At 67.8% G+C, this 21,367-nt stretch carries 23 protein-coding genes; 12 read left to right on the forward strand and 11 right to left on the reverse strand.

Translation table 11 applies throughout. The features are described from left to right. The first annotated feature begins 1 nt into the window (after position 1). Genes G6N35_RS00430 through G6N35_RS00440 form a run of 3 tightly spaced genes read left to right on the forward strand, consistent with a single transcriptional unit; the run spans position 2 to position 2,831 of the window. On the forward strand, positions 2-1,387 hold the full coding sequence (locus G6N35_RS00430) for a glutamine synthetase family protein (RefSeq protein ID WP_163802307.1): 1,386 nt from the start codon (positions 2-4) through the stop codon (positions 1,385-1,387). Then, positions 1,384-2,097 carry an ABC transporter substrate-binding protein gene (locus G6N35_RS00435; RefSeq protein ID WP_163802308.1) on the forward strand — a complete coding sequence of 238 codons (714 nt, stop codon included), beginning with the start codon at positions 1,384-1,386 and terminating at the stop codon, positions 2,095-2,097. Before G6N35_RS00430 ends, G6N35_RS00435 begins: the two co-directional genes overlap by 4 nt. After that, the gene (locus tag G6N35_RS00440; RefSeq protein WP_163802309.1) at positions 2,094-2,831 is read left to right on the forward strand and encodes a gamma-glutamyl-gamma-aminobutyrate hydrolase family protein; all 738 of its coding nucleotides are present in this window, start codon (positions 2,094-2,096) and stop codon (positions 2,829-2,831) included. Before G6N35_RS00435 ends, G6N35_RS00440 begins: the two co-directional genes overlap by 4 nt. 33 nt (positions 2,832-2,864) lie before the next feature. Here the strand turns inward: G6N35_RS00440 and G6N35_RS00445 are convergent, their stop codons facing one another. The 6 genes from G6N35_RS00445 to gabT all read right to left on the reverse strand — a co-directional run bounded on the left by G6N35_RS00445 (position 2,865) and on the right by gabT (position 10,498). Further along, positions 2,865-4,385 carry a PucR family transcriptional regulator gene (locus G6N35_RS00445; protein WP_163802310.1) on the reverse strand — a complete coding sequence of 507 codons (1,521 nt, stop codon included), beginning with the start codon at positions 4,383-4,385 and terminating at the stop codon, positions 2,865-2,867. A 109-nt stretch (positions 4,386-4,494) separates the two neighbouring features. Next, positions 4,495-5,298 carry a gamma-glutamyl-gamma-aminobutyrate hydrolase family protein gene (locus tag G6N35_RS00450; protein WP_163802311.1) on the reverse strand — a complete coding sequence of 268 codons (804 nt, stop codon included), beginning with the start codon at positions 5,296-5,298 and terminating at the stop codon, positions 4,495-4,497. Next, a complete protein-coding gene (locus G6N35_RS00455) occupies positions 5,295-6,410 on the reverse strand; it encodes a CaiB/BaiF CoA transferase family protein (RefSeq protein ID WP_163802312.1) in 1,116 nt (371 codons plus the stop codon). Before G6N35_RS00455 ends, G6N35_RS00450 begins: the two co-directional genes overlap by 4 nt. Beyond that, positions 6,407-7,876 (reverse strand): aldehyde dehydrogenase family protein, encoded by a 1,470-nt coding sequence (locus tag G6N35_RS00460; RefSeq protein ID WP_163802313.1) that lies wholly within the window; start codon positions 7,874-7,876, stop codon positions 6,407-6,409. Before G6N35_RS00460 ends, G6N35_RS00455 begins: the two co-directional genes overlap by 4 nt. A 32-nt stretch (positions 7,877-7,908) precedes the next feature. Beyond that, entirely contained in the window at positions 7,909-9,105 is a 1,197-nt protein-coding gene (locus G6N35_RS00465; RefSeq protein WP_163802314.1) for an acyl-CoA dehydrogenase family protein, read from the reverse strand. 34 nt (positions 9,106-9,139) lie between these two features. Next, on the reverse strand, positions 9,140-10,498 hold the full coding sequence (gene gabT, locus G6N35_RS00470) for a 4-aminobutyrate--2-oxoglutarate transaminase (protein ID WP_163802315.1): 1,359 nt from the start codon (positions 10,496-10,498) through the stop codon (positions 9,140-9,142). 274 nt (positions 10,499-10,772) lie between these two features. On the opposite strand from gabT, the gene G6N35_RS00475 reads away from it, so the two are divergent. The 6 genes from G6N35_RS00475 (at position 10,773) to G6N35_RS00500 (ending at position 15,514) form a co-directional block, all read left to right on the forward strand. After that, complete coding sequence (locus G6N35_RS00475) at positions 10,773-11,687, forward strand: cutinase family protein (RefSeq protein WP_163802316.1); 915 nt, start codon at positions 10,773-10,775, stop codon at positions 11,685-11,687. 123 nt (positions 11,688-11,810) lie between these two features. Continuing rightward, positions 11,811-12,461 carry a TetR/AcrR family transcriptional regulator gene (locus G6N35_RS00480; protein ID WP_163802317.1) on the forward strand — a complete coding sequence of 217 codons (651 nt, stop codon included), beginning with the start codon at positions 11,811-11,813 and terminating at the stop codon, positions 12,459-12,461. An 85-nt stretch (positions 12,462-12,546) separates the two neighbouring features. After that, positions 12,547-13,902 (forward strand): alpha/beta hydrolase, encoded by a 1,356-nt coding sequence (locus G6N35_RS00485; protein ID WP_163802318.1) that lies wholly within the window; start codon positions 12,547-12,549, stop codon positions 13,900-13,902. Next, positions 13,899-14,369 carry a hypothetical protein gene (locus tag G6N35_RS00490; protein ID WP_163802319.1) on the forward strand — a complete coding sequence of 157 codons (471 nt, stop codon included), beginning with the start codon at positions 13,899-13,901 and terminating at the stop codon, positions 14,367-14,369. The genes G6N35_RS00485 and G6N35_RS00490 overlap by 4 nt, the downstream gene beginning before the upstream one ends. A gap of 17 nt (positions 14,370-14,386) precedes the next feature. Further along, positions 14,387-15,127 carry a ribonuclease T2 family protein gene (locus tag G6N35_RS00495; protein WP_163802320.1) on the forward strand — a complete coding sequence of 247 codons (741 nt, stop codon included), beginning with the start codon at positions 14,387-14,389 and terminating at the stop codon, positions 15,125-15,127. Between the two features lie 90 nt (positions 15,128-15,217). Then, positions 15,218-15,514 carry a hypothetical protein gene (locus G6N35_RS00500; RefSeq protein WP_163802321.1) on the forward strand — a complete coding sequence of 99 codons (297 nt, stop codon included), beginning with the start codon at positions 15,218-15,220 and terminating at the stop codon, positions 15,512-15,514. Between the two features lie 7 nt (positions 15,515-15,521). On the opposite strand, the gene G6N35_RS00505 is transcribed toward G6N35_RS00500, so the two are convergent. Beyond that, entirely contained in the window at positions 15,522-16,955 is a 1,434-nt protein-coding gene (locus G6N35_RS00505; RefSeq protein ID WP_163802322.1) for a glycoside hydrolase family 183 protein, read from the reverse strand. 217 nt (positions 16,956-17,172) lie between these two features. Between G6N35_RS00505 and G6N35_RS00510 the strand changes: the two genes are divergently transcribed. Then, complete coding sequence (locus G6N35_RS00510) at positions 17,173-18,015, forward strand: extracellular catalytic domain type 1 short-chain-length polyhydroxyalkanoate depolymerase (protein ID WP_163802323.1); 843 nt, start codon at positions 17,173-17,175, stop codon at positions 18,013-18,015. Between the two features lie 26 nt (positions 18,016-18,041). Here the strand turns inward: G6N35_RS00510 and G6N35_RS00515 are convergent, their stop codons facing one another. Next, the gene (locus G6N35_RS00515) at positions 18,042-18,443 is read right to left on the reverse strand and encodes a hypothetical protein (RefSeq protein ID WP_163802324.1); all 402 of its coding nucleotides are present in this window, start codon (positions 18,441-18,443) and stop codon (positions 18,042-18,044) included. 52 nt (positions 18,444-18,495) lie between these two features. Beyond that, entirely contained in the window at positions 18,496-19,002 is a 507-nt protein-coding gene (locus tag G6N35_RS00520; protein ID WP_163802325.1) for a hypothetical protein, read from the reverse strand. Between the two features lie 102 nt (positions 19,003-19,104). Here G6N35_RS00520 and G6N35_RS00525 point away from each other — a divergent pair, with 102 nt between their 5' ends. Beyond that, the gene (locus G6N35_RS00525) at positions 19,105-19,446 is read left to right on the forward strand and encodes a hypothetical protein (protein ID WP_163802326.1); all 342 of its coding nucleotides are present in this window, start codon (positions 19,105-19,107) and stop codon (positions 19,444-19,446) included. Between the two features lie 117 nt (positions 19,447-19,563). Further along, positions 19,564-19,998, forward strand: a complete 435-nt coding sequence (locus tag G6N35_RS00530; RefSeq protein ID WP_163807379.1) for a hypothetical protein — start codon at positions 19,564-19,566, stop codon at positions 19,996-19,998. On the opposite strand, the gene G6N35_RS00535 is transcribed toward G6N35_RS00530, so the two are convergent. Both G6N35_RS00535 and crcB read right to left on the reverse strand, forming a co-directional pair. Then, the gene (locus tag G6N35_RS00535) at positions 19,999-21,066 is read right to left on the reverse strand and encodes a putative PII-like signaling protein (protein WP_163807380.1); all 1,068 of its coding nucleotides are present in this window, start codon (positions 21,064-21,066) and stop codon (positions 19,999-20,001) included. Further along, positions 21,063-21,365, reverse strand: coding sequence for a fluoride efflux transporter CrcB (gene crcB, locus G6N35_RS00540; RefSeq protein WP_246224532.1), 303 nt, complete (start codon positions 21,363-21,365; stop codon positions 21,063-21,065). The genes G6N35_RS00535 and crcB overlap by 4 nt, the downstream gene beginning before the upstream one ends. Positions 21,366-21,367 lie beyond the last annotated feature (2 nt).

Raw genomic sequence — 21,367 nt, forward strand, 5'->3', positions numbered from 1 at the left:
GATGACCACAACATCACTGGACGCGCACCGCCAGGCGAATGCGACAGACCCCAACCTCCAGGCGGCGCTGTCGACCATCGCCGAGCGTGGTGTGGAGTTCGTCTACTTCCAGGCGATCACCATCACCGGCCGGGTGGTCGGCAAGGTGGCCCCGGCCGCGCACTTCGAACGTCTCGCGGTCAAGGGTGTGCAACAACATCAGACGGCGATCGCCAACCTGCAGGGCACCCGGGCCGGTGTGCTGCTCGCCGGCGGGGTGAATGCGCCCGAGTACACCGCGATACCCGATCTGGACACCTTCGCGGTCCTTCCCTGGGACACCAGCTTCGCCCGGGTGTTCTGCCGGCTGTATGAGCCCGACCACCTCCCGCTCAACCCCGGCGCTGAGTTCGCCTGCGACAGCCGCGGTCTGCTGCGACGCCTGCACTCGGGTTTCACCGACCGGACCGGCCTGGAACTGCGGACCGGGTGCGAGCCCGAGATGACCTGGCAGGGAGAGGGTTTGGCGGCGCGCTTTCGGCCAGGATCGAGCCCGGCCTACCACATCGAGCACCTCGAGCGGAACCGCCCCATCGTCAAGAAGGTGGTGCAGTACGCCCAAGCGCTGGGGCTGGACATGATCGAAGGCGACTACGAGGACGAGTTCCAGGTGGAACTCAACTTCATGTTCGACCGGGCCGACCTCACTGCTGACCGGCTGGTCACCTACCGGCAGATCTGTAAGCAGGTGGCGCGCGAGCTGGGTATCGAGGCCAGCTTCATGCCGAAGCCGGCAACGGGGATGATGGGCAACGGCTGCCACCACAACTTCAGCCTGTGGCGCGACGGCGTCAACGTCCTGGCCGACCCGGCCGTGGCCGAACTGCACCTGACCGAGGTCGGCAAGCACGCGCTCGGCGGCCTGCTGACCCATTCCGCCGGTGCCATGCTCGTCAACGGATCGACGGTCAATTCGTACAAACGATATTGGGATGCCGGACAATTCGCGCCATCACGTATCAACTGGGGGCTGGACAACAAGACCTGCACGGTGCGGTTGTCGGCGAACGGGCGCCTGGAGTACAAATTGCCCGATGCCGCCGTCAACCCCTACCTGTCGCATGCGGTGATCCTGGCCGCCTGCGAAGACGGGATCAAGAATTGCACCGATCCCGGCCAGCCCACGGTGGGGTCGTCCTACGACACCGAGCAGGACGCCCGGTTCCCGGCATTGCCGCTGACTCTGGGCGAGGCGATCGACGCCTTCAAGGCCGACACGGTGTTGCGGGACGCCCTCGGCGCGGATCTGTCGGCGCTGCTCGTCGATTTCCACGCCGACGAATGGGCCCGATTCTGCGGCTACGTCACCGATTGGGAGCGTGATATGTACTGGGATGATCTGCCGTGACGCGCACACTCAGGCTGGCCTGCCTGGATTCCGAAGCGCCACCGCTGTTTTCGTTGTGGAACCCGAAGGACGGGCGGCAGGGCTATGAGCCGTCGGTCGCCGAAGCGCTCGGAGCCGAACTCGGGCTACCCGTCGAATGGGTGATGGTGCCGTGGATCGACATGATCCCGGCCGTGCAGCGCGGCGATGCCGATGCCGTCCTGTGCGGGCAGGGGATCACCGCCGAGCGACTCTCCCAGGTCGACTTCACCCGTCCCTATGCGATCTTCCATGAAGGCGTCCTGGTCCGTCGCGGTGCCGGGATCCGCGGGCCAGCGGATCTGGTGGGGCGCCGGGTCGCGGCGATCGAGAACAGCACCAACATGGCGCTGGCCGAGACATTCACCGGGGCGATCCCGGTGGCGTTCGGAGCCGGGTCGGACGATGTCTACGCAGACATGCTGGCGGCGCTCGCCTCAGGGGATGTCGACGCGGTTGTCGACGACGATGTCGTGTTCGTGCCGCTGGGCGCCAACCACCCTGACTACGAGCTGGCCTTCACGGTCCGGACGGCCAACCGGTGGGGCATCGGCGTGGCCAAGGACCGCCCGGAGGTGCTGGCCGAGATCGACACCGCGCTCGCACGGATCATCGAGTCGGGACAACTGCGCGAGGTGTGGACTCGGTGGTTGCCCACCCTCGACTATCCGCTGGGTGGACCCTCGGCATGAAGCGCCCACTGGTCGCGGTGATCGGCCGCCGCGCGCCGACCGTTCCGATCCTGCGCTACTCGGCCACGCTGGCCGCTGAGGCGATCTGTGAGGCGGTGTGGGCGAGCGGGGGCGAACCCGCGATACTCCACGGCAGCGCTGCCGACCCGTGTGCCGAACTCCCGGCACGGCTGAGTGCTTTCGACGCGGTCCTGCTGCCCGGCGGCGCTGACATCGAACCGCAGCGCTATGGGGCATCGCCGGCGCCTGAGACGGTCGAGACGGACTCGTTCCAAGACGATTACGATCTCGGCGTCATCAAGGCGGTGGTCGACATGCACGTGCCGACCTTGGCCATCTGTCGCGGCATGCAGGCGCTCAATGTGGCCTTCGGCGGCACGCTGGTTCAGCACGTGGCCGAGACGAGTACCCCACACCACAACGCACTTCACCGGGTGCAGGTGATCCCAGGCTCACGGCTGCACGCCGTCGTGGGTCAGGACAGCGTCGAGGTGTCGTCCTACCACCACCAAGCCGTCGACCGGCTGGGACGGGGATTGACCGTCGCCGCGACCGCCCCCGACGGTCTCATCGAGGCCGTCGAGCACGGCGAGGCGAATATCGTTGCGGTGCAATGGCACCCGGAGGATCTTCACGCCAGCTCGGCCACCGACGCGGCTCTCTTCACCGATCTGGTCGCCCGCGCCCGTGACCGCAGAAGGTTCCGGTGGCCGGCGCCGGTGGGGTGTTTCTGACCCCTGCTGTCGCCACTCACCTGCGGCGAGTCGTCACGGCATCATCTCGTGAGCCCGGATGGCCAGCAGGAGTTGTGCCCGGGTGTCGGCGCTGTGCAGGTCCCGTCCGGTGAGTCGGCCGATCTTGGCGATACGGTTACGCATCGTGTGACGGTGGACGCCGAGTTCGGCTGCCGCGGCCTCGAGGTGCCCGTTGTGTCGCAGGAATGCCTCCAGCGTGGACAGCAGACTATCGGTGCCGCTGAGGTTGTCGTGGTCGGCGACCAGTGCGGCGATGGGCGCCGCAATGAGCTGCAGTTCGTCGGCATCGCGTGTTCCCAGGATGACATCGAACACCCCGAGGTCTGCGAAGCAGTGAACCGTATCGCCGGGGCTGCACATCGAACTGGCGATGCCGGCCTGGCGCACCGCGGTAGCGAGCGAGCCGACCGTGGTTGGCTGGCTGATTCCGCTGCGCAGTGGCCGGTGCAACTCATCGCCGATCGCCGCGACAAGATCGGGGGCGGACGGGGTGTCGGCGGCATGCAGCACGATGATCAGCCCGTCCGCTCGGGAGCTGATCAGATACGGCCGCCCCCGGGATTCGAGCACGTGGGCGGCGTGCTTCTCGGCAAGCATGATCGGGCCGGTATCGCTGACGGCCAGGACCACCAGTGCGGCGTCGGGGTCAATCCGGAAGTACCTCAGAACCGCGTCGTCGACGATGGGAGGGTCGGCCAGCAGAGCACTGGTGGCGGCCGCCCGTAGCCGATACTCGGCGTCGATCACCTTGGCCGGCTTGCCCATCTCGATCGAGATCAGGGACACCGCATGGGAGATCAGCAAGCGCTCCGTCGGCGACGGGGGCTGTTCGGTCTTGACCGCGAGGTATCCGCGCAACGGCGCCGCCGCCTTCAACGCCTGAATGGTGCAATACCCGGAGCCGTCCGCGATCACGCGGCTGGAGTGCCGGAGCCGCTTGGTACCGGTCAGCAGACTGGCGGTGATCTCGCCGATGTGCTTTGATTCGGATCCGTTGGCGGCGAGCGTGTTTCCGTCGACATCGATGACGACGACGGTGGCCGACAGGATCTTGCTCAAGGAGCTGACAACGGCAGGGATGCCGCTTCGTAGTGTCTCCCGGGCCAGTACCTCCTGCTGGTCGACGACGCGCTGCACCGAACGCAGCTGATCGGCGGTGACGTCGTCGATGATGGCGCGGGTGATGGCGATGAAGGGTGTCTGGGCGGGGACACTCAGGACGGGCAGCCCCAGCGCGTCGCCCGCGGCGATGATGCCCGGTGGCACCGAGCGGTGGGTGGTACCGGTGTCGAAAGCGAGCGCGGTGATCCCGGCGGCCGAGAGCCGCGCAAGGTAGTCGAACTGTTCCTCGGCGGTCGTGCCGACATTCATCCCGGTGGTCATCACGAGCTCGCCACCGGTGAGGTAGGGGGTGGGATCCTCGAGTTCGATGGCGTGCGCCCAGCCGATGGTGCGGTCGGCGTTGTCCTGGCCCGCGACCAATGTCAATCCCAGGGCGGGGTCGTGCGTGAGCCTGCGCACCGTCATCGCCATGAGTTGTCCGCTCGCCGTTGGCGGGGCGGCTCATCGCCCGGGCGCAGACACCAGCTCATGGAACCAGGTTAGGTCCAGGCCCTGCTCAAGCCGGGCACCGGCGCGAGTTTCACCCGACGCCGGCCGTACGACGGTCGTCGTCGACCCGGGCGAGGAACGCTGCGAACAACGCCCGGCGGTCGTCAGCGCAGCCCTGCGGATCCTCGGGGTGCCACTGGACACCGAGGAGCCAGATGTCGGGATCGCAGTGCTCGACTGCTTCGATCACGCCATCGGTGCCGCGGGCAGCGACGCGCAGTCCGGGCGCGACGGTCCCGACGGCCTGATGGTGGCCATTGCGGACCGTGATGTCGGTGCGGCCCAGGATGCCCGACAGCCGGGTTCCGGGCTCGACGGCGACCGAGTCGTCGACGAAGATCGGATCGTCGCCGTGGCCCTTGTGAGGGCTGTCCGGACCGAGGTCTGGGATCAGGGTGCCGCCCTGGGCCACGTTGATCGCTTGCGCGCCCCGGCAGATGCCGAACACCGGACGCCGCCGCCGAAGTCCCCACCGGATCGCCGCGACGGTGCGCTCGTCGCAGCGCCGGTCCACCCCGGCGAGGTGGGGAACATCCTCATGGTGTCCATACAGCGTGGGGTCGAAGTCGCCACCGCCGAGCAACAGCACCCCGTGGACGTCGTCGTCGAGCGAAAGCCGTGTCTCGGCAGTCGGATCGACGAGGCGATAGCGCGCCCCCAGATCGGTCAGTGTGCGTAACGCCGTCCGCGCGAACCCCACGATGAGTGCTCGCACTTCCGCGTCGATGCCGGGGTAGTTGAGCGGTGCGACGACACCGATCAATGGTGCCGCGGGGTCCACGATGGGGTCGGCGGGCGAGACCTCGGCCTCGGTGATGGGTGCCGGTCGGCTCATCCGGCGGTGTCCTGCCCCAACCACGGTGGTGCGCTGCGGTATTCGACCGGGGTGGCCGACAACGTGATGGGATTGGCCACCTGCGGGGTACGGCTGCCGGGAACGGCTACGGTGGCGGCGATGCCGAGTTTGTCGGCGAAGGCGAACGCTTCGGCCACGTCGTTGATGGGTCCGGCGGGCACCCCGACCGAGGTGAGGATGTCATACCAGTGGTCGGCGCCGCGCTTGGCGAGTTCGGCCTCCAGCAGGGCGCGCAGTTCGTCGCTGTGGTGCACCCGCAGGGCGTTGGTGGCGAATCGCGGGTCCTCGGCCAGTTCCGTGAGCCCGAGGGCGCCGACCAACAGCCGGAACTGCTTGTCGTTGCCGACAGCCAGGGCGATCGGGCGGTCGGCGGTCTCGAACGTCTCATACGGCGAGATGCTCGGATGGCGGTTACCCATGATGGTCGGCACCGTTGCGGCACCGAGGAAACTCGAGGCTTGATTCACCAGGGAGGACAACAGGACTGAGAGCAGGCTGGTGTCGACGCGCTGGCCTTCACCGGTACGGTCGCGATGGGCCAGTGCAACGAGGATGCCGGTCAGCGCGTGCATCCCGGCGAGGACGTCGACGACGGCGACTCCGACTTTCGTGGGGTGGCCGGGCTGCGGACCGGTGATGCTCATCAGTCCACCGACAGCCTGGACGAGCAGGTCGTAGCCCGGCAGGGCTGCTCCGCCGTCTCGGCCGAAACCGGTAATGGCACAGTAGATCAGGTCCGGTTTGAGTTCACGCAGTGCGTCGTAGCCGAGGCCGAGTTTCTCCATGGTGCCGGGCCGGAAATTCTCGACGACGACGTCGGCACGAGTCACCATCTCGCGGACAGCAGCGACATCACCGGGATCGGTGAGATCGAGTACCACCGAGCGCTTGTTGCGGTTGACGGAGTTGAAATAAGTTGCGACGCCGTCACAGTCATAGGGCGGTCCCCATTCCCGGGTGTCGTCGCCGACCCCGGGCCGCTCGATCTTGATGACGTCGGCACCGAAGTCACCGAGCATCATGGTGGCGTAGGGTCCGGCCAGTACCCGGCTGAAGTCGATGACGGTGATCCCGTCGAGTGCGGCGGTCATGACTGTGGTTGCCCGCCGCGCAGGTAGACGGTGGTGGTGTGGGTGAAGAATTCGCGGGCGGCCTGGCCCTGTTCTTTAGGGCCCAGACCGCTCTTCTTCGCGCCGCCGAAGGGGACGTGGGGGTCGGCGCCGGCGGACTCGGAGTTGATGTGCAGGACGCCGACGTCGATGTGGTCGACGGCCTGCAAGGCCCGGGTGAGGTCTTGGGTGAATACCGCTGCGGACAAGCCGAACTCACTGTCGTTGGCCAGTGCAAACGCCTCCTCGGCACTGGTGGCTCGGCGTACGGCGATCACCGGGCCGAAGAGTTCCTCGGTCCAGATGTCGGCTGGGCCGGCGATCTCCACGATGGTCGGTGCCAGGAAGTAGCCCTCGGCCAGTGGTCCGTCCCGGTAGGGCGTGCCACCGGCGAGCACCGTGGCGCCGTGGGTGACGGCGGTGTCGATGCCGGTCTGGATGCTCGTGCGTGCCCCGCCGGTGATGACCGGGCCCATCTGCGTCGCGTCGTCGGTGGGGTCACCCACCGCCAGTGCGTCGGCTCGGGCGGCCAGGGCGGTCAGGAAGCGGTCGGCGATGCCCTCGGTGACCACCAATCGGGAAGTGGCGGTGCACTTTTGGCCGGTGGAGCGGAATGCCCCGAGCATGACCTGTTCGAGGGCGAGGTCGAGGTCGGCGTCGTCGAGCACCACGGCGGCGTTCTTGCCGCCCATTTCGGCCTGCATGGGCACGCCACGAGCGGCCGCGGCGGCGGCGATGCGCCGACCCACACCGGTCGACCCGGTGAAGGTGACGGCGTCCACACCCTCGTGATTCACCAGGCCGTCGCCGAGTGCGGAGTCGCCGATGAGCAGGTTGAGCACACCGGCAGGTAGGCCCGCGGTGCTCAGGGCTTCGGCCAGCCGGATCGCCAGCAGGGGAACGGTGCTGGCGGGTTTCCAGACCACGGTGTTGCCGTAGACCAGGGCAGGGGCGATCTTCCAGGCCGGGATGGCGATGGGGAAGTTGAACGGGGTGATGACCGCGACGACGCCGAGCGGCTTGCGGGTCACCAGGATCTGCTCGCCGGCACGCGGTGAGGAGTAGATCTGCCCGGCGACCCGGTCACCTTCGTTGCCGAAGTAGCGCAGTATCTGCGCGGCGCGCCGGACCTCACCGACTCCTTCGGCGCGGGTCTTGCCCTCCTCGATCGCCAGTTCCAGGCCCCAGTCCTCGGCATGGCGCTCGATGACGGTGGCCGCCTCGAGCAGGATCGCGCCGCGCTGATGCATCGGCGTACCCGCCCACGAGCGAGCTGCCTCGGCCGCTGCTCCCACCGCGGCATCGACATCGGCGAGGGTCGCCGCGGCACCTTCGGCCACGACGATCCCCGGGAGCGCCGGGTTGACGCTGCGCACCGCGTCGCCGCGGCCGGCGACCCACTGTCCGGCGATCAGGTGGTGCAGTTTTTCAGGCGTGCTCGCGGTCATCTAGTGGCCAATCAGTTTGTGGCGGAACAGTTTCAGCGGAAGGCGGCGTGTCCGGTGAGTGCTCGTCCGATGGAAAGCAGGTGCATTTCGGAGGTGCCTTCGTAGGTGAGGACAGATTCGAGGTTGTTGGCGTGGCGCAGGGGGGAGTACTCCAGGGTGATGCCGCTGCCGCCGAGCAGCGTTCGGCATTCGCGGGCGATGGCCAGTGCCTCGCGGACGTTGTTGAGCTTGCCCAGGCTGATCTGTTCGGGGCGTACACCTTCGGCGTCCTTGATGCGGCCGAGGTGGATGGCCAGCAGGATGCCCTTGCCCAGTTCGAGCGTCATATTGGCCAGCTTTTCCTGGGTGAGCTGGTAGCTGGACAGCGGTCGGTCGAAGACGTCGCGTGATTGGGTGTAGGCGATGGCGGTCTCCAGGCTGTCCCGGGCGGCACCGAGGGAGCCGAAGACGATGCCGAACCGGGCCTCGTTGAGGCACGACAGCGGTGCACCCAGGCCTTCGGCGAGGGGGAGTTGCGCAGAGGCGGGCAGCCGGACGTTGTCCAGGACCAGCTCGGAGGTCACCGAGGCGCGCAGCGAGAGTTTCTTGTGGATCGCGTTGGCGGTGAACCCGGGGGTGTCGGTGGGCACCAGGAACCCCCGAATGCCGTCATCGGTGTTGGCCCACACGGTGGCCACGTCGGCGAGATTGCCGTTGGTGATCCACATCTTGGTGCCGTTGAGCACCCAGTCGCTGCCATCGCGGCGGGCGCGGGTGCGCATCCCGGCGGGGTTGGAGCCGAAGTCGGGTTCGGTGAGCCCGAAGCACCCGATGGCCTCGCCGGTGGCCAGCCGGGGCAGCCACTCGTTCTTCTGTTCCTCAGAGCCGTAGCGGTAGATGGAGAACATCGACAGTGAGCCCTGCACGGAGACGAAGCTGCGAAAGCCGCTGTCGCCGGCTTCCAGCTCCAGGCAGGCCAGCCCGTAGCTGACGGCGTTGGTACCCGCACAGCCGTAGCCCTGCAGGTGCATCCCGAGCACACCCAGCTCGCCGAACTCCCGGGCCAATTCCTTGGGCAGGGTGGCAGATTCGAACCAGTCCCCGACATTGGGGCGAAGCCGGGTCTCGACGAACTTGCGCACCGTGGCGGCAATGTCGCGTTCGTCGTCGTCGAGCAGACGGTCGATCCCGAACAACTCCCACGGCGTACGGGTGTCGTTGCTCGGCGGTGCTGCGGCGGTGATGCTCATCGGGTTCTCCTTGAGGCGGTAGTCGGAGCTGGGATCAGAGGGTGGCGAACGCGTCGCGGACCACGCCGAGGGCGTCCATCAGCAGGTCATCGGTGATCGACAGCGGCGGCAGGAAGCGCAGCACGTTGCCGAACGTACCGGCGGTCAACGTCAGCACGCCGTTGTCGAGGCAATGGCGGCTGATCGCGGCCACCGCGTCGCGGTTGGGGATGCGGGTGCCCGGCACGACGAGCTCGGCGGCGATCATGGCGCCCCGGCCGCGAACCTCGCCGAGAACACCGTTGTGGGCCGCAATGTCGCCGAGTTCGCGAACCATCAGCGCACCGATCTCCTGGGCGCGCCGCAGCAGGTCGTGCGTTTCGATTTCCTCGAAGACGCCCAGAGCGGCGGCGCAGGCGACGGGATTGCCGCTGTAGGTGCCCCCGATGCCGCCGGGGTGGGCAGCATCCATGATGTCGGCGCGCCCGGTGACCGCGGCCAGTGGCATCCCGCCCGCCAGACCTTTGGCGGTGACGAGAAGGTCCGGCACCAGACCTTCGTGGTCACTGGCGAACCACGCTCCGGTGCGGGCGATGCCGGCCTGTACCTCGTCTGCGACGAACAGGATCCCGCGCTCGCGGCAGAAGTCGGCGACCATGGCGAGGAAGCCGGGGGCGGGGACGATGAAGCCGCCTTCACCCTGGATGGGCTCGACGACCACACACGCCACGGCGTCGGCGCCGATCTGTGCGTCGACGAGCTGGGTGAAGAAGCTGAACGCCTCAGCCGCGCAGTTCTGCGGTCCGGAGGGCCACCGGTACGGGTAGGCCATCGGTGCCCGGTACACCTCGGGTGCGAACGGCCCGAAACCGTGCTTGTAGGGCTGGTTCTTGGCGGTCATCGTCATGGTGAGCAGGGACCTGCCGTGGAAGGCATGGTCGAAGACCACCACCGCCGGCCGCTTGGTGGCCTCGCGGGCGTATTTGACGGAGTTCTCCACGGCCTCGCTTCCCGTGTTGAACAAGGCGGTGCGCTTTTCGTGGGTGCCGGGGGCCAGCCGGTTGAGCACTTCGGCGACGGCGATGTAGGGCTCATATGGGGTGGCCAGAAAGCAGGTGTGGGTATAGCGCGACAGCTGGTCGGCCGCTCGCGCCACCACTGCCGGGGCAGCGTTGCCCACCGTGGTGACAGCGATGCCGCTACCCAGATCGATGAAGGAATTACCGTCCACGTCGACGATGACGCCGCCGCCGGCAGCAGCGGCGTAGATCGGGGCGCCGCTGGCCAGGCCTGCCGGCAGTGCATCGGCACGACGGGCCGACAGTTCGCGGGACCGCGGGCCGGGCACCTCGGTGACGAGTCGGCGCTGCTGGACCAGTTCGGGGCCGCCGACCGCCGTATCGAGAACCGTCATCCACTCGTTCCTTCCGCCGATGTTGCCGCTAGCTTAGGAACCGCAGCGATCCGCTCGCTATCGCCGATATGGACAACTATCGATGTTAGGTTCGCCAATTCGGCGATACCGTGACCCCGGTCGGTGCCAGCACCGAGCGTCCGCGCGGTGGGCACAGCCACGTGTTGCGGCAGGCGATAAGGCCAGGTCCGTTTGCTTTTCCGTCAATAACGGAGGGCGTCGAATGGCGGCAACTGCCGGTACGCGGGCGCCCACAGTGGGTTAGATTCGTCGCATGCCTCTTCGCTCAACGCGAAGGCATCCGGTGGGGGGCGGCTGGTCAACCGGTCGCTGGGTCGGGCTGGTTGCTTCGCCCGTGTTCATTGCTGGCGCCGTGCTTGCTGCGCCGCCCGCGGCGGTGGCTGCCGACTGCCCCGACGCGGAGGTGATCTTCGCCCGCGGCACCGACGAGCCGGTGGGAATGGGCCGGGTCGGCGACGCCCTGGTCGACTCGCTGCGCAGCCAGGTGCCCGGTCTGAACATCGAGAGCTACCCGGTCAACTACAAGGCCGGCAAGCTGCAGCTGCACGGCGGCGACGGTGCCAACGACGTCATCTCGCACATCAAGTCGACGGTCTCCAGCTGTCCGACCACCAGGATCGTTCTGGGGGGCTACTCCCAGGGCGCGAGCGTGATCGACATCGTCGCCGGAGTTCCCATGGCCGGTATCACCTGGGGCAGTTCGCTACCGCCGGAGTACGCCGACAACATCGCCGCGGTCGCCACGTTCGGCAATGTCGCCGACCGCACCGGCGGGTCGCTGCCCAACCAGAGTGCACTGCTGGGCGCCAAGGCCATCGACCTGTGCAACCCGGGCGACCCGATCTGTCACGCCGGCCCGGGCAATGCGTGGAGTGGGCATACCGAGGGCTACGTTCCCGGCTACACCGACCAGGCGGCGGCATTCGTGGCCGCCAGACTCCTGGCCGCAATGCCACAGACGGTCTACGGACCACCTCCGGGCTACGGTCCGGCGAGCCCGACCTATGACCCCCAGACCTCGACCCCTGACCCGCAGACCTCGATTCACGGTCCGCAGCCGGGATATGGGCCGACGATGCCCGGCCACGCTTCCCTTCCGCCCGGTCCGGAGCCGTCGCCGGGGCCGTTGCCGCCGGCTGATCTCGGGTGGGTGTCGGGCATCGCCTGAGGTGGGGTCACTGCGCCCGCGGATCGCTGTTCGCACCGGAGGCGTTCGCACCGGAGGTGACGACAAGGTTGTCCATTGCCGTTTTAGAGTTGCGTGGATCACCTGGGCGAAGGCGGTGTAGCAGTGGCGACAAAACTCGGCGACGGGAAGTCTGCAAGCGCGGACTCGGCGGCCGTCATGGCAGCCGAGCGCGCTGAACTCATGGATGCGGCCGCCGTCGTTCTCGCCCGCAACGGGTGGTGGGGTTTCAAGGTCAGCGGTGTCCTTCGCCAGGCGCATATGTCGACCCGCAGTTTCTATCGACAGTTCGAGACCAAGGACGACCTGCTCGCCGCACTGCTGGAGCGCGACTTGTTGCGGATGGCCGGTGTGATCGAATCCCTCATCGATCCCGCCGCACCGATCCCGGACCGCATCTGGCAATACGTCGGCGCGCTGATCTCGTGGGGCCTTGATGACGAATTCGCCAAGCCCGCCGCTCTCTTTGCCTCGTCCTACCGCGGACTACTCCCGCAACACCCTGGGCTGGTAGAGCGTTGCTTGGGGGCTCTCACCGCCCCCCTGGCCGAGATTCTGGCAGAGGGCACTCGCCAGGGCCTCCTCACAAGCGGTGACCCGAATGCTGATGCCCGGATCGTGCTGTCCTTGGTCGGGGTGGCGCTCTTTGACAGCCCGGCCACCGAACCCGACGACATCCGCGCGCGATTCCACCAGTCTGTTGCACCGTTCATCGCGCGATCGCTCGGTATCGATCCGCCACCCTCCCGGCCTTAGCGCCTTCCCCCGACCGCCCGGGCCCATCGCGTCATGCGGCGCTGTTCGCACCGTATGATCTCAACTGGATTGGGGGTCCGGGGGGATGACCAGGTTCGGATACGTGCTGCGGCTGTCGGCTGCTGCCGTCGCGAGTGCTGGCGCCCTGATGTTCCTGGGGTCTGCCATCTCGTCGGCCGACACGAATCACGGGACCACCGCGGGTAGTGCCCGCCCGTCGACCTCGGCAGCCAACAGCCCTAGGGCCACGGTGCCGCGTCTGCACCGCGCCGGCCCCGCTGCCCCGGCCCGCCGAACGACGTTGACCACCAAGGCGATCGAAACCCGCAAGCCTGCCGCAGCCGGCCGGTCCGCGCGGTCGGCCACCGAGGCGTCCAGCACTCCCAGCGTCGACACATCGAAAGCTGATGTGCCCTATACCAATTGGGCCGCGGATCAACAGCTCTTCACCGGCCGACCGAGCCTGCTCAACCGGCTGTTCAACCTCGTGCTCTGGGGTCTGGAGCAAGTCAGCACCCACGCCACGCTGATGCCGGCGCCCACGGTCTTCAACCAGGAGTCGCCGCCCTGGTACAGCACAGTGGGACTCACGGTGAGCCGCGCCGACGTCAACGGTATGCCGGTCTACACACTGGCCCCGCCGACACCCTCGGGCGACTACGTCGTCGCACTCCATGGTGGCGGATACGTCAGCCAGCCGCTGGTGTTCGAATGGCTGGCCAACGGTGCCATTGCTCGGCAGACCGGTGCCACGGTGGTGGTGCCGATGTACCCGCTGGCGGGGCAGGGCGGGACGGCAGCCACGGTCGTCCCGGCGGTGGCCGATCTCCTCAGCGCCCTGGTCGACGTCCACGGTGCTGATCACGTCAGCCTGACCGGGGCCTCGGCGGGTGGGGGACTGGCGCTGGCCGCGACCCAGGAATTGGTGCGTCGCGGCGCCGCGACACCGGGCCGCATCGTCCTGATCTCGCCGTGGCTGGATGCCTCCGTCAGCGATCCCGCCAGCGGGCTGATCTGGGACCCGCTGCTCGACGTCAGACAGTTGCAGACTTTCGGCCTGGCCTGGGCGAATGGGCTCGACCTCACCGATCCGCGGGCCAGCCCGCTCTACGGCTCGTTGGACGGCCTACCACCCATTGCGGTCTACAGTGGATCGCGCGACCTGCTGGCCCCGGATACCCTGCGGCTTCGTCAGCGGGCGATCACCCAGGGCCTCGACATGACATTCGTGTTGCGTGACGGGCAGTTTCACGGCTGGCCACTGTTCCTTCCGCTACCTGACGCGGTGAGTTCGCTGCGCACCATCGAACAGCAGTTGGGCATTGCCGCGACGGGGGCGACCCACACGGGTCACGGCCCCGGCAGGGATGAGCTTCGAATCACCTGCCCAACCGGCCCATGGTTTGCTACGGTGCGCCGAGAAGAAAGCGAGCGCTCATGATGCGTAGTGCAGTGGTGGTCGTTGTCGCCGCGATTACCCTGAGTGGAACTGCATGCGGCAGTTCGGACTCCGGGAAGACGGCCGCGTCGTCGAATTCCTCCGCGTCGTCCTCGCTCTCGTCGGCGGCCGCGGCTGACTCGGGTCAGCTCACCTCCCTGGTGCCGACTCCGGAGAACACCAACACGACAAAGGGTCCAGACAGCCTCGCCGACAACGGCATTCACCTCTACTTTCAGGTGTCGGGCGCACCGGCTGACGTGATGAAGGCCTACCAGGCCGCACTCGAAGCCAAGAAGTGGGACGTGACCAGCGTGGTGACCTCCGACAGCGGCGCCACTTACACCGGAACCAACGGTGCGGCCTACAGCGTGGTCGACGGCGGTGGTTACCAGGACAAGACCTACATCGACGTCTGCGCCTGGCCGGCCAAGCCCGCCGATCCGAACTGCAAGCGCAGCGATCGGTAGGAAAAACCCTCCTGCCCATGGATTTTCGAAACCGACGCCGTCGGCGGTTCGTTGGCGTTGTGGCGGTGCTGGTGGTTCTCGTCGCCGCCGTGGTCGCCGTCCGCTACGTCAACCGTCCGCGCCCCACGCCCAGCGCGGCGCCGCGCAGCACCTCGAGCCTGCTGGTCGTGACATGGGGTCCGAGCCTGTGCTCGCTGGAGAGGTCCAACCCGGGCTGCCGCAGTGGCCACGTCGGAGGGCTGGGACCGGCGTTGATCCTGCACGGTCTGTGGCCGCAGCCCACCAGCGAGCAGTACTGCGCGCTGCCGGCCGGCCCGCGGGATCTGTCGTCGCTGAACCTGCCCAAGGATCTTCAATCCGATCTGCAGTCGAAGATGTCCGATGTCGGCATCATGGCGCCGCACGAATGGAAGGCGCACGGCAGTTGCTCGGGGGTCCCACCCGCGGTCTACTTCCGGGTCTCCTCGTCCCTGGCCGATCAGGCGGTCGCCGTTCTCGACCCGGTATTCCGCGGTACCGACCGAGTGTCGATCGAGGCGATACGGGCGGCGGTGGACACCGGATTCGGCGCCGGAGCGGGTAAGCGGGTCACCCTGGTCTGCCGCGACACCGACCGCGGGCCGGTCGCCTACGAGGTTCGGCTGTCACTTCCGCCGGTTGCCGATCTCGCCGCCGCAGCCACCCTGTCATTGGGTGCCGTGATCACCCAGGGCCCAACTCTTTCCGGCGGCTGTCGGCGCGGAAGCGTGCCCCGGTAGCCGGGCGAACTTGGTATCGGTAGCCGACCGGGTGCAGTCGACTTGGCGGGACGACGCCACCGCGGCGCCGTATCCGTGAAAGGACGACAGATGAAGATCCTGCCCCCCGCCGTCGAGCAGTACATCGCCCGTGTGGACCGTCAGAAGAGCCTCGCCATCGCGATCGGCTCCGGGCTGACGGCGCTGTGGTGCGCCTACCGGGTCGTGTGGGCCCTGTACCTGGCGGTGACCTACAACTTCCTGTTCGGGTCGCTGATCTTCTCGGTGATCCTGTGGGGGGTCATCGGCGTCGCCGCCACCCTCGCCGCGGTCGCGTTCTACACCCAGTACTCCACAGGCCCGGCCGGCCCGGCCGGCCCGGCCGGCGATCCGACCAACGAGCTCTGAACGCCGATCAGGGCAGGACGGTGTGCATCAGCATCACGTTGTACGCCGACCACAGCGAGAGGTTGTAGTACAGCTCGCGACCCGTGGACCACGGATGCAGGAACGGCGCATAGATGCCGCCGGGGAATTGCATGGATGACACGAGCATCTGCTCGGGTCCCCATGGCCCCTGCGGCGCCGGCGCGGTCCGCATCACGACATCGTTGTTGCCGTTGCAGTACAGCACCAGGTATTGCTTGAGATAGGTGTTGAACTGCGCCGACATCTCGCCAACAGGACCGGGGATGACCGGTGTGGCGGCGCCGGGGTTGCCCGCAACCCAGGAGTTGCTGTCCGAACTCCAGTACTCGTATTTGCTCAGATCCGGGATCAGGGCGGGCTGAACCCGCGCGATGAACGCCGAACCGCTACGCCCGTTCGGTGTGCCGAACGTGTAGAGGTAGGGGTCGCCGGGGCCGGGCTTAAGGAAGGCGCCCATCTGGAAGTTCTCGTTGCCGCCGCCCGGGGTGCGCACGGTGTTGGGATAGACACCCCAGGTCTCGCCGTTGTCGCTGGAGACCGCGATCGCCGAGTAGTTGGTGGTCCACGCGCCGTTGGCATCCCAGCTCTTGATGGACATGAAGTTCATGAACTGCTTGCCGCCGAAGCCGACACCGGCGGTGGGGATGATGCCGGTCTCCTCCGGGGCGGCGTTGATGCTGTTGATCACCTGCTTGGAAATGCCCTGGCGCCAGACCGGCGAGCCGGAGTAGGGATTGCCGGGCACGCCGTCGGCGACTGAGATGGTGTTCGCCAATGACCGGTCCTGGGTGCGGAAGAGGACGTTGTAGCGCCACTGCTTACCGGGAATCTGGCAGTAGCCGTTGGTGTCGCCGAACGCCATCAGCACCTGCTGGTTGGCGGGATCGCCGTTGTCCCACATGATTCCGAGGTCGGTGCCGGTGACAGCGAAGCGCTGGATGGTCCTGTTCGGGCTGTCCGGACCGGTGACCCAGCCGACGAGTGACGTGCCGGCCGGGGCATTGGACGGCGCGGGCTGGGCCGCCGGTGCGGGGGCGGGTGCGGGGGCGGGTGCCTGCTGGGCCGCCGGAGGCGTCTGGGTGGTGGTGCCGGGCTTCACCGGTGCGACGGCGCCCTGCTTTTGCACCTGACCCGAATTGGGGATGAGCGCCTTGATGATCGCCAATGGCAACTGGCCGAGTTTGGGCAGCGGGGCCTCGTCGTTGGCGCCGGCCGGTTTGTGTCCGATCGGACGGTCGAACGGGGCGATTCGCGACGGGTTCGGAATCTCGAAGGCTTGGTTGGGCAGCGGCTGCGCATCGGCCGATGCGCCCTGGCACGGCTCGGCCGACGCCGGTGGCGCCACGCACAGCGAGGCACACAGACCAAGGACGAGCACCGACGCCGTCGGTCGCGCGGGAATGCGGAGACGCGGCGCCACAGCACACCTTTCGAAGGGGCGAGACGTCCCAGTGACGCCAACGATTGATGCATGTGACGATAGGGATTGGTGGGACTTCTGTGACCGGTGGTGCGCGAAAAGGTATCCATCCGTGACCGTGTCGCAACCACCGCATCCGGTTACCGGCGAACGAACTTCCGGCCACGAAAAATCGACGTTTTGCCAACTTCTGCGTCGCACTGGGCAGACTGGAAGCGTGATTGCCCGCACGACAGCACTGGTGGCTGCGCTGTTCGCCGCCGCCGCCCTTGCGGTGGCCCCCAGTTCGGCCGCCCCCGGAGACCCGCCCGGCGCGCTGACATTCGGCGGTCTGCAGCGCACCTATGTGCTGCACGTCCCGGCGGGTCTGGCCCACCCCGCCGGGTTGGTGATCAACCTGCACGGAGCCGGGCAGACCGGGGCGGTGCAGGCGGGGGTGAGCAACTACAACGCCGTCGCCGACCAGTACGGGTTCGTCGTGGCCTACCCCGACGGCATCGACATGAGCTGGGCCGACGGCCGGGGCGCCTCACTGCCCGATCGGCAGGGGGTCGACGACGTCGGATTCCTGGCCACCCTCATCGACCAGCTCACCCGTGACTTCGGCATTCCGCCGGGCCGGGTCTTCGTCACCGGGATGTCGGCCGGGGCGTTCATGGCCAACCGATTGGCGTGCGATCGTGCCGACCTGGTGTCGGCCGTCGCGCCGGTGGCCGGCACGCTGAGCATGAGCATCGGGTGCAACCCGTCACGACCGGTGTCGGTGCTGGCAGTGCACGGCACCGCGGATCCGGTGGTGCCCTACACCGGCGGGGCGATGGTCGGCCGCGGTGGTCCCAGCGACGTCGTCAGCGCACCCTCGATGGCGCAACGGTGGCGTGCGCTCGATCAATGCCCCGGCGACCCCGCGGCCGACCCGGCCGGATTCACCGCGACCGGCTGTGCCGGTGGAACGAGGGTGGAATTCGTCAGCCTCGACGGCGGCGGACACGTCTGGCCCACCGGACCGGCATTCAACGCCTCGGCGGCCACCGGCCAGTTCTTTTCCACCGTGGCCTGACGAATTCTCTTGTTGCACAAGGTATATCAGTCGATTGACTGCCAGGTGCTCTCGAGCCACTGCAGGTAGCCGTGGTCGGCGGCACTCAGCGTGCTGACCACTATTGGGATGTGTGTGCGCCGCTCGGGGGTGTGTGGACGGTGCGGGCGCTGATGCCAGGCGTCGGTGCCCTCCCGGGCCCGCCAGTAGGCGTCACTCGCGCTGGGAAAGCGCGACGACCGCCGTGCCCGGGAGACCTCGGCGAGGCTGCCGTCGGGCTGCAGGAACCACAGTCTCCGGTCTTCGCCCACCAAGAGTGGACGGGCCCGCTTGCCCTGCCGTGGCACGTGGTGGTGCGCCCAAGCCGCCAACGCCTGCAGGTCGTCACACACCGCGTACGGCGGAATGCCCGGCAGGAAGAACCACGTCGCTTCGAACACCTCGGCCATCGCGCAACGGTAGCGACGGGCACTGACAAGACACTGACAAGATCAGCCAGGATCAGTGCCGCGCAGAACCGGTCAGCGACTGTCCACCGGGCGCCTGCAGCAGGCAGATCACCGTGCTCGGGTAGGGGTTGTTCGACGTGCGGTCCTGCTCGGAGTCGATGAGGTAGCTGATCGTGTACTGGCCGCCGCCGGTGTAGGCCGCCAGACCGGCGTTGCACTGCTCATTGCCGACGTCGGTCAGTGCGGCATTCACCGGAATCGGTGCCCGCAGGAACGCCTCGGCCTGGTGCGGGGCGGCGCAGTCGACGAGGTCGACCATCACCACGGCCGGATCTGTCGGCGGTGGGTCCACCAGGCAGTCCCCGGGCTGCAGGTCGACCCACCGGACCGTGCGTTGCGTCGCAGCGGCGGGTGCGGATTGCCTGGACGCGCTGGACGTTGTGGATGCGCTGGACGTTGTGGACGACGACGGGGTGAGCGTCGCGGTGGTGTACGGACTGCCGCCGCACGCCGCCAGTGTCAGCGCACACCCGGCCACGGCCCACTCGATGCCTCGCATACCGCCGTGTTTACCCGTTCATGCCGTTTGGGTACAGACCATGTCCGGAGGGGGTCGTGTGGTGTCCTGCGGCCGAGCAGGCCCGATCCAGGAGTAACTGACATGACGTGGAAGAGCATCGCCGCCACCGCCGCGATGGCCGTGGCTGCATTCGGCTTTGCGACGGGTGTGGCGCAGGCCGACCCGCACGGGCCGCCCGGGCCGCCGTGGCTGCCCGGTGATCCCGGACCGGGAGCCAATGTCGGCGCGCCGGGCAACCCGCTGCCACCTGGCCAGGGGTACCTGCCCCCGCCCGGACATCGCGGCGATATCGACGGCGTCGTTCCGGTGTGGGCTCCGCCGCCGCCACCGCCACCAGTGTGGGCGCCGTGGCTGCCGGTGGTGTGGAACGCCGACCTGCCGGGCTGGGGCGTGTGGTGGAACGGCGGTTTCCTGCAGCTGTGAGGTTCTGGCCGACGCCGTCCGTGCCATGATGGCCACACGGTTGCGATTTCGGCGCGCTTTCCGTCGCTAGCCGACGAAAAGCGCGCCGAAATCCCACGATTGGCAGTGAGGGGGCTCGTGGACACCTCGGTGGCGGTCGCGGTCGCGGTGGTTTTCGTGTGGCTGGGCATGGTGTTGGCCATCTCGTTCCTGGAGGCGCCGCTGAAATTCCGCGCGCCGGGCGTGACGATCCCGCTGGGGCTAGGCATCGGGCGGCTGGTGTTCCGGGCGCTCAATGCCTGCGAGATCGTCCTCGCCGCGGCACTGGTGGTCGCGCTGGTCGCCGGCACGCCGAGCGGCGGTGTCATCGCCGCGGCGTTGGCCGCCATCGGCGCCCTGCTGGTACAGGTGATCGGTGTGCGCCCGGCGCTGACCCGGCGCTCGGATGCGGTGCTGGCCGACGCCGGCCAGGCCGAAGCCGGCCGCTCGGGGGCCCACCTCGTCTACGTCGGGTTCGAGATCGTCAAGGTGGTGGCTCTGCTGGTCGCCGGCGTACTCCTGCTGAGCGGATAGCTAGTAACGGTAGTCGGCCAAGTCGGTGGCACCGCGGCGCTGGCCGCCGTCGAGCATCAACAGGGCGGGCACCATCTCACAGGTGACCAGACCATGCGTCCCCGTTACCTCATCGATCAGGTCGAAACAGCCGGCGATGACCTGCGGGGTGTCGACGACGATCGTGGTCACCGGCACCTGCCGGCCATACTGGATGATCTTGTCGCCATGCGGCTTGTGATCACCGTGGAAACCCCAGATTCCGCGCAAAACGGTTGCGCCGCTGACAGTTCCGGACTCCCACAGCTTGCGTACCAGGGCACGGTGGATCGGGACGCCGTCGTAGTGGGTGGACTCGGAGGTGTAGATCATCAGTTTCTGCCGCAGTTCGCGGCCATGGGCGTCGGTGGCCGGCAGCGCCGGCGGCCGCGCCAACAGCTGGCCGTCGCGTTTGCACACCTGGATCCGCTCGACGGTGATCAGCGGTTCGTAGAGCACCGACTCCAGGCCGGGCAGCACCTGTTGCACCTGTGCACGGGTGCCGACCGCGATGATCATCACCGGTACGTCGACGTTGCGGCTGAAGAAGTGCGCCCGGCGGCGCCGACCGTGAGCGGTCCCGTCGACGCCCAAGAAGACCGTGGCCCCGGCGAAGCCGTGCTGGTGCAGCAGATCGCAGACCGCGTAGAAGCCGGGCAGACCGTTCACCCGTCGGCGGCGGCCGATGTAGATCGTGAGCTTGACGGCATCGCCGTCGGGTAGCGGCAGCTGGGCCAGGTCGCTGCCGACGAGCTGCGCCCGTTCGAGGGTGATCAGGCCGCGCGGGGTCATCTCGACGACATCGGAGATCAGCGCGCCGATGACGTCCTCGGTGTCGACGGCGACGATCTCGACCGGCGGATCCTCCGACAGCGTCAGTGACTCATCGCTGCGGATCACATGGCGCGGCCCGAAACTGGCGATGCCACGCAGGAGCACGCTAGCGGCCACCTGGTGTTCGGCGTACATGTCGAGCATCGCCTCGGCCAGGAACTGTGAGCCCATTCGCGTGCGCTCACCGAAGTACGTGGTCAGCTTGAGGTAGGTCATATCAGGCTCGCGATCCACTGTCCGAGCATGACGGCGGGCAGGCCGAGCGCCACACTGACGACGAGGTTGGCCAGCGCCGGTTTGAGCTGGCGTTCCTCGGTAAGTCGCTGGGTTTCCAGCATCCAGGTCGAGAACGTGGTGTAGGCGCCGACGAACGCGGTGCCGGCCAGCAGGGCAGCCTCATGACTCAATGTCAGCCCGGTGATGAACCCCAGCAGCACCGCACCGGAGATGTTGACCGCGAGGGTGCCGAAGGGGAACGACCGCGCGGTGCGGCGGGCCACCGCTTTGTCGACCATGA

Source organism: Mycolicibacterium anyangense, assembly GCF_010731855.1.
Classification (GTDB): domain Bacteria; phylum Actinomycetota; class Actinomycetes; order Mycobacteriales; family Mycobacteriaceae; genus Mycobacterium; species Mycobacterium anyangense.